Genomic DNA, 12206 nt, shown 5'->3' on the forward strand with positions numbered 1-12206 from the left:
GCCGCCTCGATCCTCCCCCATATGGGATATCACCCGGGCCGCTGCCAACCTGCGGCATAATCAGCGGCACGACATCGATCTGCGTGGCGGGGGATCCGGGCTGGGGCGCGAGGTCGGCGCAGAGGGTGTCGGGGACCACGACCAGCGGGCCGTGCCGCGGCGGCCGGTGCTCGATCACTTGTGCCGATGAGAAGGCGTCGCCGCCGCAGCCGGGATCGGCCGATCCGGCGGTGAGGGGCTGGGCTTCGGCCGGGCCGGCGAGGGCCGCGACAGCGAGAGCGATTCGGAGGTGGTGTAAGCTCATGGGCGGATGATCGCCCGAAAGAGGAAAGATTTTCAGAGCGCGTTGGCGGTCCGCTCGCTGCGCTCTCCGGCTACGTCCACCATACCCGCAGGAGCGCGAACAGGCCGCCCGCCAGATCGAACCCAGATCGTCGGCGCGCGCGAGCCAATTTTTGGTCGAATGGCCGGGCGCCCCTGGCGGCGTAAACCGGCCGCCTCAATCGGCACCCTCGACCAGCACGACTTCGCCGATGCCGGCGGGCAGGCGCTTGGCCTTGGCCGCCTGGTATTCGGGCGAAACATAATAGGCCCGTGCCGCGTCGTAGGACTCGAATTCCAGCACGACGTTGCGCGGCCGGGCCTCGCCTTCCAGCGCCTCGCAGCGCCCGCCGCGCACCAGGGGCTTGGCGCCGTGGAGCCGCATCGCCGCGGAGGCCATCTCGGAATAGGCCGCGTAGGTGTCGGGATCGGTGACCGTCATCCGGACGATGATGTAGCCCTTCGCCATGGTCTGCCTCCTCCCGGTCGCGGCGCACGCGATGCCCGGAAAGAGACCGCCGGTCAAAGGCGAAGCGCGGCCGGACGCTACTGCCCGGGCAGGCTCGCCTGGGCGACGCTGGCGCCGGCCGTCCCGGTGGCGGCGCCCTGGGTCCAGCGGGTCGCCTCGATGATGTTGGTGCCGATGGTGGTGAGCACCGAGATGCGCAACGGAATCAGCGCCCGCGTCCCCTCGACGGGGGCGAGCCAGACCGACATCTCGCGGTTGTCCTCCATGAACTTCACCCCGGGCCGGTCCGGCCGGTGGCCAGCCACCGCCTGGTAGCGGGCGGTGCAGACGAGGACCGGGCCGGCATAGCCGGGCTTCTGCACGTCCCGGGTCTCGGCGTAGCTCAGCACGACGTTGAAGCGGGTCGCGCCGTCGAACACCGGCAGGGACCGGTTGCAATTGCCCGGATCGAGCGGCTCGCCCCGGCCCTGGGCCGGCATCAGCAATGCGCTCACCGGATCCATGATGCCGCGCTTGTGGGCGGCCGTGACGGGTACCCGGTCCTGCATGTCGACCAGGGGCGGCGTGATCTCGGCCTGCACGACGTTGCCGCGCGCCAGCGCCATGCGCACCGCGATCCCGGAACTCGCCGTATGGGTCGCGATCGAGAAGGCGCCCGGCTGCGGCGCTGCCGCGAAGATCCCGGAGGCCCGGGCCGAGCCCTTGCCGCCTGTGATCGCACCGACCAGGCCGGTCAGCGTCGCCGAGACGTCCATGAGGTAGCGGTCGCGCTCGAAGCTGCCCGCGAGCCGCGCCGTGCCGATCGGCAGGCCGGCGAGGTTGATGCTGTAGTCGACCGTCACCGTGGCGGGTGCTGCGGCGGCGGCCCGCCGCGCGCGGGCGGTCGCATCGATCGGGGCGCCGAGCGCCGCGACGGCGAGCACGGTCCCGAGAAGGCGCGTCGTCAGCAGATTGATCGTCCGACGGACAGGCGTGGCGCTCATGATCCGGATCGCATCCCAGGAAACGCGGGCGAAAAAATATCTTTTGCGAGACGATCTCGCGAGACGGGCGCTCGACGCATCGGTGCCAGCGCGGCGCCGGCCTTCGTCGAGCCGATGACGGTTATATCCCGGCATCGTGGTTAACAGACCGTTGGACACTCGGGACGCCTCCGATCGGTCCGGAGCTTGACGCATCGGGGCCGGGTCGCCTATAGGCTCGCGCCTTCAACAGGACTCCGCTGGACCTGGAATACGTATCGGGCGCCGCCCGCTGCGACGATGATCGCGCCGCTTGCGATCGGGTCTTCTCGGGCGGAACGAGACGGGAATTTTAGTCATCATGGCGCGCCGCTGCGAACTCACCGGCAAGGCCGTTCAGGTCGGCCACCTCGTGAGCCACTCGAACCACAAGACCAAGTGCCGGTTCCTGCCGAACCTGTGCAACGTCACGCTCCAGTCGGATGCGCTCGGCAAGCGGGTGCGCCTGCGCGTCACCGCGCACGCCCTGCGCTCGGTGGAGCACCGCGGCGGCCTCGACGCCTTCCTGATCAAGGCCGGCGAAGGCGACCTGTCGCAGACCGCCCGCCTGCTGAAGCGCGAGATCCACAAGAAGCTCGCCGAGACCCCGGCCGTCGCGGCCTGATCTCGGGCGCTTCCGCGCCCCTCAATCATCGGACGACGCAAACCGCCGTGGCAGCCCTGCCGCGGCGGTTTGCGCTTGCCTGCGCCGCGCTTTCTTACGCGGCCTCCGGCTGTGTGATTCGCGTCAGCCACTGACGAATCGCAGCCTGCGCCTCGGGCGCGAGATCGCGCAGCATCTCCGCTTCCAGCGCATAGACGCGTTGCTTCGCGTCTCCGAGCGTCGCTTCGCCCGCGTCCGTCAGCGCGATGCTCTGGATCCGGCCGTGAACCCGATGCGGTGTCCGCACGATGAGACCGGCTTTCAGCAGGTTCGCGACGATCACGCTCATGGTCTGCGGCGTCACGAGCGCGAGGCGCGCGAGATCCGCGCTGCTGTGGCCGGGATAGGCGGCCAGCATCGTCAGGACGGAGAATTGCGGCAGGGTCAGGCCGAGGTCGCCTAGCCGCTGCTCGACGCGCTGGCGATGCGCGTGGGCTGCCTGCCGCAGCAGATAGCCCAGATGGCCGTCCTCCCCACGCTTGCCTTCGCCGACCGCGGGCAAGTCTCCCATGGCGTCGCCCCTTGCCGTTTATCAGAGCTCTGATATGTTATTCGTGCTCTGATGTTATCTGACTCGCGGGAGGCGTACCATGTCCGACGTGGATCTGGCGGAAGCCGACTTTTCCTACGACACGTTCAGGCGTTCGGTCCCGGCGGCCCAGGCCGCGCTGCTCGCCCTCGGCAAGGCCGTGGACGAGGCCGGCCTGGACAAGCATCTCAGTGAGATCGTGAAGATCCGCGTCTCCCAGATCAATGGCTGCGCGTTCTGCGTTGGTTTCCACCTCGACACGGCGCGCCGCCTCGGCATTGCCGACCCGATTCTCGACGCGATCGCGGTCTGGCGCGACCATCCGGGCTTCTCGGCCCGCGAGCGCGCTGCCCTGGCCTGGGCCGAGCAGCTTACGCGCATGGCCGATGGTGCTGTGCCGTCGCGCGCCGCCGAGCCGCCGCGCGCACTGTTCAGCCGGGACGAGACGCTGCTGCTGACCGTCGCGATCGCCACCATCAACGCCTGGAACCGCATCGCGGGCGGGCTGCATTTCCCGCCGCCCGCCCGGCAGGCGGCCTGAGGGCCGCGCCGGGCTTCCGGCAAACCGTCAGCGCCGTCCGCCAGCCGTGCGCAGGGCCCTGCCCGTCGCCGTCGGGGAGCCGTTCTCCTCGAACAGCTCGGCCAGCTTCTCGGTCATGGCGCCGCCCAGTTCCTCGGCGTCGATGATCGTCACGGCCCGGCGGTAATAGCGGGTCACGTCGTGGCCGATGCCGATGGCCAGAAGCTCTACCGGCGAGCGGGTCTCGATCTCCTCGATCATCCAGCGCAGGTGCCGCTCAAGGTAGTTGCCGGCATTGACCGACAGGGTCGAGTCGTCGACCGGCGCACCGTCCGAGATCACCATCAGGATCTTGCGCTGCTCGGGCCGCCCGAGCAGGCGCTTATGCGCCCAGTCCAGGGCCTCGCCGTCGATGTTCTCCTTGAGAAGACCCTCGCGCATCATCAGCCCGAGATTCTTCCGCGCCCGGCGCCACGGCGCGTCGGCGGATTTGTAGACGATGTGGCGCAGATCGTTCAGGCGGCCCGGGTTCGGCGGCTTGCCGGCGGCGAGCCAGGCCTCGCGGCTCTGGCCGCCCTTCCAGGCCCGGGTGGTGAAGCCCAGGATCTCGACCTTCACGCCGCAGCGCTCCAGCGTCCGCGCCAGGATGTCGGCGCAGGTCGCCGCCACGGTGATCGGCCGGCCGCGCATCGACCCCGAATTGTCGAGGAGCAGGGTGACCACGGTGTCGCGGAAATTGGTGTCCTTCTCCTGCTTGAAGGAGAGAGGCTGATGGGGGTCGGTGACGACGCGGACGAGCCGGGCCGGGTCGAGCTGACCCTCCTCCAGGTCGAAGTCCCAGGCACGGTTCTGCTGCGCCAGGAGCCGGCGCTGCAACCGGTTAGCAAGACGCCCGACGACGCCCTGCAGGTGCGACAGCTGCTTGTCGAGATAGCTGCGCAGGCGCGACAGCTCATCGGCGTCGCACAGCTCCTCGGCGTGGATGATCTCGTCAAACCGGGGGTTGAACACCCGGTATTCGGGGCCCCGCGCCTCGTTGCCCTGGCGCGTCGGCGGCCGGGACGCCTCGGAGGCCTCCTCGGATTCCGCGTCCTCGGACTCGTCGGGCAACTCGCCCGACGGCGCGTCGGCCGATTCCTGCGCGCCCTCCTCGATCTCGTCGGAGGCTTCCTCCGAGGTCTCGATCTCGGCGCGCTCGCCCTGGCTCTTCTCCTCGGAATCGCCCTCGCTGGGGTTCTGCTCGTCGTCCTGGGCGTCGTTCTCGTCGTCGTTCTCGTCATCCTCGGCGTCGAACGGCGTCTCGTCCGACATGTCGAGGGAGGTGAGCAGGTCGCGCACCGAGCGTGCGAACTTGCGCTGGTCCTCGATCGAGCCGATCAGGCCGTCGAGGTTCGGGCCGGCCTTGGCCTCGATATGCTCGCGCCACAACGAGACGATCTTGGCCGCTGCTTCCGGCGGCCGTTGTCCGGTCAGGCGCTCACGCACCATCAGGGCGACGGCATCCTCCATCGGCGCGTCGGCCCGGTCGGTGATGGTCTCGTACTTGCCGCCGCGATGGTAGCGGTCCTCCAGCATCGCCGTGATGTTGCTGGCAACGCCCGCCATCCGGCGCGAGCCGATCGCCTCGACCCGGGCCTGCTCCACCGCGTCGTAGACCGCCCGGGCGGCGGCGTTCTCGGGGGCGAGCCGGCGATGCACCGCGATGTCGTGGCAGCCGAGCCGCAACGCCATGGCGTCGGCATTGCCGCGCAGCACCGCCACGTCCTGGGCCGAGAGCTTGCGGGGCGGCTCGGGCAGCCGAGCCTTGTCGCCGGTCAGCGCCGGCCGGTCGGTGGCGTAGGTCACCTCGACCTCGGACCGGCGGGCGATGGCGCGCAGGCACCCCGCCACCGAGCGCTTCAGGGGCTCGGCCACGGATTCGCGACGCTCGCCGGGCTTGCGGTTGGAGATGGACATGCGGGGCTACCGGTCGGCCTCGAATTCGAAGGGGCGATTCAGGATGTCGTCCCAGGTGTAGGGACATTCTTCGGGCAGGGTTTTGGGCGAGCGCTCCATTTCGCGGGCAGCACCCAGCCGGGCGAGGCGGAAGGCGTCGAGGCGCACTTCGTCCAGGCTCGCTTTCAGGCCGGGGCTCTTCCGCAACCGGATCCGAGCCCGCTCACGATGCTCGGCGATGCTGAGCGCCCAGCTTCGGCTACGCCGTTCCGGCTGGTGATCCCACTTCAGCATGTGAAGCAGGATGATCTCGACAGCGCTCTGGAGCTGGTAATATTCGCTCAGGCCCACGTCGCTCAGCTCCTCGGCGATGTTGTCGAGGTCGAGCGCGTCCACCCGGCCGGCGCGGAGCAGCGCGACCTGCTCCTGAACCCAGGTGTAGACATCGTCCGCATACCGCGTCCGGCCCCCGGCAGGCACGACCGGAGCAGGCTCGTGCGTCTGGGCCGGATGCGCCACGGAATCCTCCACGCTGACAGGATCGGCACCGCTGCCGCCGCGGGTCCGGACAGGTCCTTTTTGAAGGGTGACGGACATGCGGGGCTACGTCTTCACCGAATCGAGGTCGAACGGACGTTCAAGCAGATCGTCCCAAGCGTAGGGGCAGTCCGGCGGGAACTCGTCGGGTGGGAGGTGGGTCTCGTTGGCGGCCCAGTCCCGCGCGTCCGGATAGGCCTCCGCCAGGGCCTCATCGAGCCGGGACTTGAGGCCCGGGCTGCCCTTGAGAAGCCGATCGAAGCGTCGGCGCTGCTCGCGGATCGAGAAGATCCAGCTTGGTGTGCGATGCTCCGCCTGCTGATCCCACTTGAGCATGTGCATCACCAGCACGCGCAGGCAGCTATAGAGCCTGGCATATTCGCGCTTCGACACATCCTCGAGCTCCTCGGCGACCAACTCGACATCGACCTCGTCGAACCGGCCGGCGCGCAACAGCGCGACCTGCTCCTGAACCCAGGTGTACAGGTCGTCCTCGTAGCGCGTGCGGCCCCGCGCGGACGGGGCAGCCGCCGCCATCGCTTCGCTTCGGGCCGGACGCGCCACGTGGTCCTCCATGCGGTTCAGCTCAAGGCGACGTTCAGGGCGCTCTCGGGCAGCTCCTTGCCGAAAGCGCGCTGGTAGAATTCGGCTACCAGCGTCCGCTCGAGTTCGTCGCACTTGTTCAGGAACGTCACCCGGAACGCGAAGCCGACATCCTTGAAGATGTCGGCGTTCTCGGCCCAGGTGATCACGGTGCGCGGGCTCATGACGGTGGAGAGGTCGCCGTTCATGAACGCGTTGCGGGTCAGGTCCGCCACGCGCACCATCCGGTTGACGATGTCGCGGCCCTGGTCGTTGCGGTAATGGACCGCCTTCGACAGCACGATGTCCACCTCACGGTCGTGCGGCAGGTAGTTCAGAGTCGTCACGATCGACCAGCGGTCCATCTGGCCTTGGTTGATCTGCTGGGTGCCGTGATAGAGGCCCGACGTGTCGCCGAGGCCGACCGTGTTGGCCGTGGCGAACAGCCGGAAGGCCGGGTGCGGGCGGATCACGCGCTTCTGGTCGAGCAGCGTCAGGCGGCCGGACAGCTCCAGCACGCGCTGGATCACGAACATCACGTCCGGACGGCCGGCGTCGTACTCGTCGAACACCAGGGCGACGTTGTTCTGCAGCGCCCAGGGCAGGATCCCGTCCTGGAAGGCCGTGATCTGCTTGCCGTCCTTCAGGACGATCGCGTCCTTGCCGACGAGATCGATGCGCGAGACGTGACTGTCGAGGTTGATCCGCACGCACGGCCAATTCAGCCGGGCCGCGATCTGCTCGATATGGGTCGACTTGCCGGTCCCGTGATAGCCGGTGACCATCACGCGCCGGTTGCGGGCGAAGCCGGCCAGCACGGCCAGGGTCGTCTCCCGGTCGAAAATGTAGTCCGGATCGAGATCAGGAACGTGTTCCTCTGGCTCGGCATAGGCCGGGACCTTGAGGTCGAGGTCGATGCCGAAGACCTCGCGGACGGAAACGGTGCGGTCAGGCAGCGCGGCGGGCGTGTCGTCAGAGAGCATTCGGGACCTCGTGAGGCGCGGAAACTCCGGCCCGAAGGTGGGAGCATCCGCACGGAAGAACGTCGAGCCGGGCATCCGCCGCGGGGCGGACTCAATCTTTAAACGGCGGCGCGGCGCTGCGCCACCGATCGGCACCGGCTCCATATAGGGTCACGCCGCGCGGTTTGCCCTATCGTACGACCGGATCGGCCTGCATCGTTCATGCCGCTCAGCAGAGCCCGGCGGCGCGCAGGACGTCGTGGGCGCGAATGATGTCGCGCAGGCGCTCCTCGAACGAGCGGTCTCCGCCGTTGGCGTCGGGGTGGAAGCGCTTCACCAGCGCCTTGTACTGCGCCTTGATGGCGGGCCCGTCCGCCCCTTCTTCGAGGCCCATCACGTCGAGGGCGCGGCGGACCGTGGCGGTGCGGCGGGGCTTTTCCGGCTCCGGCTGGCGGGCGCGGCGGCGTCCCTCGACACCGGCGCCCCTCAGGATGCCGAGCGGATCGACATAGGCCCAGTCGCGGGTCGGCTCCTCGGCCGGCTTGCCCTGGCCAGCCGGGTTCACGCCCATGGCCCAGGTCGGGCGGTGCCCGATGATCGCGTCCTTCTGATAGGCCTGGACGGCGGCATCGTTCATGCCGTCGAAATAGTTGTAGCTCGCGTTGTAGGCGCGGACGTGATCGATGCAGAACCGCCAGTACTGGCCTTCCGCCTTCCGACCCTTCGGAGCCCGGTGCAGCCCCGGCTGCGTGCAGCCTTGGGCCTCGCACGTGCCGTCAGCCGCGGGCTTGGGCTCGTCGCAGGACGGTTTTTTGATCCGGATGCTGTCGAACAGGCGCGAGTTGAGATCCATGACGGGCCGATTATGAGGGGGCAAACCGGAGACACAAGGGCACTGGGCCTGATGACGCATGCGCGGGATCGGGCTTGACGGATGGTGGCGACATGAGGCGAGGGCGCGATGGCTGACGGGACTGGTGAAGACGACACCCTTCGGGGCTGGATGGAGGCGAAACTGCGCACGGAACTGGCGCCGGCACACCTTGATGTGATCGACGAATCACACCTGCATGCCGGCCATTCCGGCGCGCGGCCCGGAGGCGAGACCCATTACCGGCTCGACATCGTCGCGTCGGCGTTCGAGGGCAAGAGCCGCGTGGAGCGGCACCGGCTGGTCAATGCCCTGCTGGACGATGCGTTCAAGCGCGGGCTGCATGCTCTGGCGTTGCGCGCCCGGACCCCGGCCGAGGCCGCCTGAAGCCGGCATCGGACTGGGAGGTGGGGATATGGCGATCGTGGCTTCGGTTCGCATCATCAAGATCGCCGTTCCCGGGCCGGAGCCGGTGTGTCGAGGCACCTGCCGCCGAGCCGGGTCAGGCGCGGTCCGGAGGTCGCCATGTCCCTGCGGGTGAATGCGCGGATCGCCATCGAGGACGACGAGATCGAGCTGTCGTTCATGCGCGCCTCGGGGGCGGGCGGGCAGAACGTCAACAAGGTCGAGACCGCGGTCCAACTGCGCTGGTCGATCCTCGCCTCACCCTCGGTCGACGAGCGGGTCAAGGCGAACCTGTACAAGCTCGCCGGCCGGCGCCTGACCAAGGACGGCGTCCTGGTCCTGTCCGGGCAGCGGCACCGCACCCAGGAGCGCAACCGGGCGGATGTGCTGCAGCGGCTGGTCGATCTCGTGACCGAGGCGGCCAAGCCGCCGCCGCCGATCCGCCGCGCGACCAAGCCGACCAAGGGCTCGAAGGAGCGACGCATCGGTGCCAAGAAGAGCCGCGCCGTGATCAAGCAGGGGCGGGGCAGCTACCGGGATTCGGACGGCTGATCCAGCGTTAGAGGCAGCCCCGATCGCGTTGCCATCAGGCTCGCATGCGCCGAACCCGTATCCATTTCGGCGGCGCGCGCTTTCGCGTGCCGTTTGCCCGAAGGCTCAGGATCTCACGAGGCTGTCGCGAAACGCCCGCTTGACGTGGAGCGCACTCCAACACGTAAACCGCATCGGCGCAGTGAGTCTCGCCCGATGAAGATCAGCGATTTTTCAACCCGAAGCGGCCTCAGCACCGACACCCTCCGCTATTACGAGCGGATCGGATTGTTGCCCCGAACCGCGCGCGACGGCGGCGGCCGGCGCAGCTACGGGGCGGATGATCTCGCCTGGGCACGCTTCCTGGGCAAGCTCCAAGCGATGGACATGCCGATCCGCGAACGGCTCGAATACAGCCGCCTGCGATCCAAGGGCGACGCCACCCTCGGTGCGCGTCGCGCGATGCTCGAAGCGCACCGGGCCGCTCTCGTCGCGCGCCAGGACGAACTGCGCGGCCTCATCGCGGCGCTCGACGCGAAGATCGCTCACTATCACGACCGAGAAATCCAAACCGGAGACAACCTATGATGGTCGATCGACGCACTGTTATGGCCGGCGCGGCGGCGCTTCCGCTGGCGGATGGCTCCAGCGTTCCTGAAGGATCGAAGCCCCAGGATCGGTATGAGCGCGGTCTCGCCCAACTCAGGGCCATCAGCGGAACGCAGGGCGCGGCAGTGGTCGAGAGCCTCAGTGACATCGCTCCCGACCTGGGCCGCTACATCGTCGAGTTCGCCTATGGCGACGTGTTCGCGCGTCCGGGTCTGGATGTGAAGACTCGCGAACTGGCGACCGTCGCGGCCCTCACCGCCATGGGGACGGCGGCTCCGCAGCTGAAGGTCCACATGCGGGCCGCGTTGCGGGTCGGGGCTTCGCGGCAGGAGATCGTGGAGACCGTGATGCAGATGATCCCCTATGCCGGTTTTCCCGCGGCGCTCAACGCCATCGGCACCGCGCGCGATGCCTTCGCCACCGAGTGAGGCAGCACGGACCACTCAATGGATCGCGTCGATCACCTTCGCCTTCGGGCTCGCATCGGGGGCGGGGGCCGAGCCGGCGACCAGGGTGCTGCCGGGTTTGGCAATGGTCAGGGCGATCGCCACCAGAGCCAGAATCGCCGCCAGGCCAGCGGGGAACAGGAAGGCGGATTCGCCGTAGCGGATGTCGAGCAGGCCACCGATCACCGCGCCGGTGCTGAGGCCGGCCCAGAGCGGCGCCTGGATCCAGAACGACGGGGCCACCGTGCCGAGCAGCAGGTTGGCGCAGCCGGTACCGAAGCGCACCACCGCGCCGGTGACGTAGGTCAACGCCAGAGAGCGGCCGCCCTCGTCCTGCAGGGTCGCGTTCTGGAGCCCCAGCGCCAACACGATCGGATAGGCGTGCAGCGGGTAGGCGAAGCTGCCCCAGGGCATCAGCAGCCCGCCCGCCAGAAGCAGCGCCTGGAGCGTCAGCAGTACGGCCAGCCGCCAGCGTCCGACCCAAGCGGCGATCAGCGTGCCGAGAAAAGCGCCGAAGCAGAACAGGCTGATGGTGCTGGCGACGCGGGTGACGTTCTCCCAGTCACCGTTGGACACGGCCACGCCGAAGCGTGTCGTGTTGCCCGACATGAACGACATGAACAGCTGCGAGAATTCCAGGAAGCCGATGGAATCGGCGCAGCCAGCCAGCGTCGCCAGCGCGATGGCGAAGAAGATGCGCGTTCGGGGATCCGCCGGGAAGGAGCGGTCCGCTGGCGGGTCGGGCTTGCGCTCGGGTGCGCGCCCATCATTCCCGCCACTGACATCCGCCATGCCTATCCCCGATCCCATCGCTGCACCCCGGGCAGCCGACAGACAATGGACGAATAGCCAGGCAGTTTCATGCCGGGCGCATCAACGCGGTGTGCGATGCAGCACGACGACCCGGCCCGGCACCGCCCGGCCGCCTTCGCACCGCACATGGGCCGCTTCCAGCAACGCAATCGCGAGGCCGGCGCCGGATGCCACCGCGGCGATGCGGGAATCCGCGTGGGCGTAGCGCCCGTCGGCCCCCAGGACGCTGCCGTCGCCGTCATGGGACTGCACCGTGAAGACCGCGTGGCCGCCGGGCCGCAGCACGCGGGCGACCCGTTCCAGGACCGGGGTCAGGTCCGCCACGTAGATCAGCACGTCCGCGGCGACGCACAGATCGGCGGAGCTCGGCGGCTCGCCCCCCAGGAAGGCGACGAGGTCGCCCTCGGCCAAGCGGTCGTAGAGCGGCCGGCCCGCATGGGATTTGGCCCGCGCCACATGCAGCATCCCGGGCGAGAGATCGACCCCGGTGAGGTGGGCGGCCCGGTCGCGGATCGCCGCCCCCACGAGGCCGGTGCCGCAGCCCAGGTCCAGCACCGCCGCGAACCGCGCCGGCGCGGACGGCAATGCGGCGCGCACCAGATCCGGGCCGACATAGCCCAGCCCGTCCACGAGGTGGCGCTCGAAGCTCGGGGCGTAGCCGTCGAACAGGGCCCGGACATAAGCGGGCGATAGGGGCGGCAGGCTGTCATCGACGCCGAGATGGGCGAGATGCGCCCGCGCGCCCAGCGTATCCTCCGGGTCGATGTCGAGGGCGCAGGCAAAGGCCCGGGTCGCGGCCGCGCGCAGCAGCGGGTCGCCGCCCTGGGCGGCCAGTCCCTCCCGGGCGCGGCCGAGGATCAGCCAGGCGGGAACGTAACGGGGGGCGATCTCCAGCGCCTGCTCGGCCAGCTCCGCCGCGCCGGCATGATCGCCATCGATCAGGCAGGCCTCCGCGTAGCGATAACGGCGGTCGGCGAGGAGATCGCCGGAACTGTGTTGCGTGGCCATGCG

16 protein-coding genes are annotated in these 12206 nt (G+C 69.0%); 6 read left to right on the forward strand and 10 right to left on the reverse strand.

Annotated features, from left to right (window positions below):
• Positions 1-499: 499 nt before the first annotated feature.
• The gene (locus MKL09_RS08125; RefSeq protein ID WP_244019404.1) at positions 500-790 is read right to left on the reverse strand and encodes a DUF1330 domain-containing protein; all 291 of its coding nucleotides are present in this window, start codon (positions 788-790) and stop codon (positions 500-502) included.
• A 77-nt stretch (positions 791-867) separates the two neighbouring features.
• Positions 868-1773 (reverse strand): DUF3108 domain-containing protein, encoded by a 906-nt coding sequence (locus tag MKL09_RS08130; protein WP_244019405.1) that lies wholly within the window; start codon positions 1771-1773, stop codon positions 868-870.
• 340 nt (positions 1774-2113) lie between these two features.
• On the opposite strand from MKL09_RS08130, the gene rpmB reads away from it, so the two are divergent.
• Positions 2114-2416: a 50S ribosomal protein L28 gene (gene rpmB, locus MKL09_RS08135; protein WP_058190906.1), complete on the forward strand. Its 303-nt coding sequence runs from the start codon at positions 2114-2116 to the stop codon at positions 2414-2416.
• 94 nt (positions 2417-2510) lie between these two features.
• On the opposite strand, the gene MKL09_RS08140 is transcribed toward rpmB, so the two are convergent.
• On the reverse strand, positions 2511-2966 hold the full coding sequence (locus MKL09_RS08140; RefSeq protein ID WP_244019406.1) for a MarR family winged helix-turn-helix transcriptional regulator: 456 nt from the start codon (positions 2964-2966) through the stop codon (positions 2511-2513).
• Between the two features lie 79 nt (positions 2967-3045).
• Here MKL09_RS08140 and MKL09_RS08145 point away from each other — a divergent pair, with 79 nt between their 5' ends.
• Positions 3046-3525, forward strand: a complete 480-nt coding sequence (locus MKL09_RS08145) for a carboxymuconolactone decarboxylase family protein (protein WP_244019407.1) — start codon at positions 3046-3048, stop codon at positions 3523-3525.
• Positions 3526-3552: 27 nt separating this feature from the next.
• Here the strand turns inward: MKL09_RS08145 and cobT are convergent, their stop codons facing one another.
• The 5 genes from cobT to MKL09_RS08170 all read right to left on the reverse strand — a co-directional run bounded on the left by cobT (position 3553) and on the right by MKL09_RS08170 (position 8373).
• Positions 3553-5460 carry a cobaltochelatase subunit CobT gene (gene cobT, locus MKL09_RS08150; protein ID WP_244019408.1) on the reverse strand — a complete coding sequence of 636 codons (1908 nt, stop codon included), beginning with the start codon at positions 5458-5460 and terminating at the stop codon, positions 3553-3555.
• 6 nt (positions 5461-5466) lie between these two features.
• A complete protein-coding gene (locus tag MKL09_RS08155; protein WP_244019410.1) occupies positions 5467-5958 on the reverse strand; it encodes a DUF29 domain-containing protein in 492 nt (163 codons plus the stop codon).
• A gap of 84 nt (positions 5959-6042) precedes the next feature.
• The gene (locus MKL09_RS08160; protein WP_244019411.1) at positions 6043-6513 is read right to left on the reverse strand and encodes a DUF29 domain-containing protein; all 471 of its coding nucleotides are present in this window, start codon (positions 6511-6513) and stop codon (positions 6043-6045) included.
• Positions 6514-6557: 44 nt separating this feature from the next.
• The gene (gene cobS, locus MKL09_RS08165) at positions 6558-7541 is read right to left on the reverse strand and encodes a cobaltochelatase subunit CobS (protein ID WP_244019412.1); all 984 of its coding nucleotides are present in this window, start codon (positions 7539-7541) and stop codon (positions 6558-6560) included.
• A 208-nt stretch (positions 7542-7749) separates the two neighbouring features.
• A complete protein-coding gene (locus MKL09_RS08170) occupies positions 7750-8373 on the reverse strand; it encodes a J domain-containing protein (RefSeq protein WP_244019413.1) in 624 nt (207 codons plus the stop codon).
• Between the two features lie 108 nt (positions 8374-8481).
• Here MKL09_RS08170 and MKL09_RS08175 point away from each other — a divergent pair, with 108 nt between their 5' ends.
• From MKL09_RS08175 to MKL09_RS08190, 4 genes are all read left to right on the forward strand, one after another.
• Positions 8482-8778, forward strand: a complete 297-nt coding sequence (locus MKL09_RS08175; protein WP_244019414.1) for a BolA family protein — start codon at positions 8482-8484, stop codon at positions 8776-8778.
• A gap of 138 nt (positions 8779-8916) precedes the next feature.
• Complete coding sequence (gene arfB / locus MKL09_RS08180; protein ID WP_244019415.1) at positions 8917-9348, forward strand: alternative ribosome rescue aminoacyl-tRNA hydrolase ArfB; 432 nt, start codon at positions 8917-8919, stop codon at positions 9346-9348.
• Between the two features lie 195 nt (positions 9349-9543).
• Positions 9544-9915: a MerR family transcriptional regulator gene (locus MKL09_RS08185; RefSeq protein ID WP_244019416.1), complete on the forward strand. Its 372-nt coding sequence runs from the start codon at positions 9544-9546 to the stop codon at positions 9913-9915.
• Between the two features lie 20 nt (positions 9916-9935).
• Positions 9936-10364, forward strand: coding sequence for a carboxymuconolactone decarboxylase family protein (locus MKL09_RS08190; protein WP_244019417.1), 429 nt, complete (start codon positions 9936-9938; stop codon positions 10362-10364).
• 15 nt (positions 10365-10379) lie between these two features.
• Here MKL09_RS08190 and MKL09_RS08195 read toward each other — a convergent pair whose 3' ends face one another.
• Together MKL09_RS08195 and MKL09_RS08200 are read right to left on the reverse strand one after the other, a co-directional pair.
• Complete coding sequence (locus MKL09_RS08195) at positions 10380-11174, reverse strand: YoaK family protein (protein ID WP_244019419.1); 795 nt, start codon at positions 11172-11174, stop codon at positions 10380-10382.
• An 81-nt stretch (positions 11175-11255) separates the two neighbouring features.
• Positions 11256-12203 (reverse strand): methyltransferase domain-containing protein, encoded by a 948-nt coding sequence (locus tag MKL09_RS08200; RefSeq protein WP_244019421.1) that lies wholly within the window; start codon positions 12201-12203, stop codon positions 11256-11258.
• Between the last annotated feature and the right edge of the window lie 3 nt (positions 12204-12206).

The organism is Methylobacterium sp. J-048 (assembly GCF_022829515.1).
GTDB lineage: Bacteria > Pseudomonadota > Alphaproteobacteria > Rhizobiales > Beijerinckiaceae > Methylobacterium.

Coding starts and splice junctions, on each gene's coding strand:
- MKL09_RS08125 (WP_244019404.1), bottom strand. CDS start 790: ATGGCGAAGGGCTACATCATCGTCCGGATGACGGTCACCGATCCCGAC.
- MKL09_RS08130 (WP_244019405.1), bottom strand. CDS start 1,773: ATGAGCGCCACGCCTGTCCGTCGGACGATCAATCTGCTGACGACGCGC.
- rpmB (WP_058190906.1), top strand. CDS start 2,114: ATGGCGCGCCGCTGCGAACTCACCGGCAAGGCCGTTCAGGTCGGCCAC.
- MKL09_RS08140 (WP_244019406.1), bottom strand. CDS start 2,966: ATGGGAGACTTGCCCGCGGTCGGCGAAGGCAAGCGTGGGGAGGACGGC.
- MKL09_RS08145 (WP_244019407.1), top strand. CDS start 3,046: ATGTCCGACGTGGATCTGGCGGAAGCCGACTTTTCCTACGACACGTTC.
- cobT (WP_244019408.1), bottom strand. CDS start 5,460: ATGTCCATCTCCAACCGCAAGCCCGGCGAGCGTCGCGAATCCGTGGCC.
- MKL09_RS08160 (WP_244019411.1), bottom strand. CDS start 6,513: ATGGCGGCGGCTGCCCCGTCCGCGCGGGGCCGCACGCGCTACGAGGAC.
- cobS (WP_244019412.1), bottom strand. CDS start 7,541: ATGCTCTCTGACGACACGCCCGCCGCGCTGCCTGACCGCACCGTTTCC.
- MKL09_RS08170 (WP_244019413.1), bottom strand. CDS start 8,373: ATGGATCTCAACTCGCGCCTGTTCGACAGCATCCGGATCAAAAAACCG.
- MKL09_RS08175 (WP_244019414.1), top strand. CDS start 8,482: ATGGCTGACGGGACTGGTGAAGACGACACCCTTCGGGGCTGGATGGAG.
- arfB (WP_244019415.1), top strand. CDS start 8,917: ATGTCCCTGCGGGTGAATGCGCGGATCGCCATCGAGGACGACGAGATC.
- MKL09_RS08185 (WP_244019416.1), top strand. CDS start 9,544: ATGAAGATCAGCGATTTTTCAACCCGAAGCGGCCTCAGCACCGACACC.
- MKL09_RS08190 (WP_244019417.1), top strand. CDS start 9,936: ATGGCCGGCGCGGCGGCGCTTCCGCTGGCGGATGGCTCCAGCGTTCCT.
- MKL09_RS08195 (WP_244019419.1), bottom strand. CDS start 11,174: ATGGCGGATGTCAGTGGCGGGAATGATGGGCGCGCACCCGAGCGCAAG.
- MKL09_RS08200 (WP_244019421.1), bottom strand. CDS start 12,203: ATGGCCACGCAACACAGTTCCGGCGATCTCCTCGCCGACCGCCGTTAT.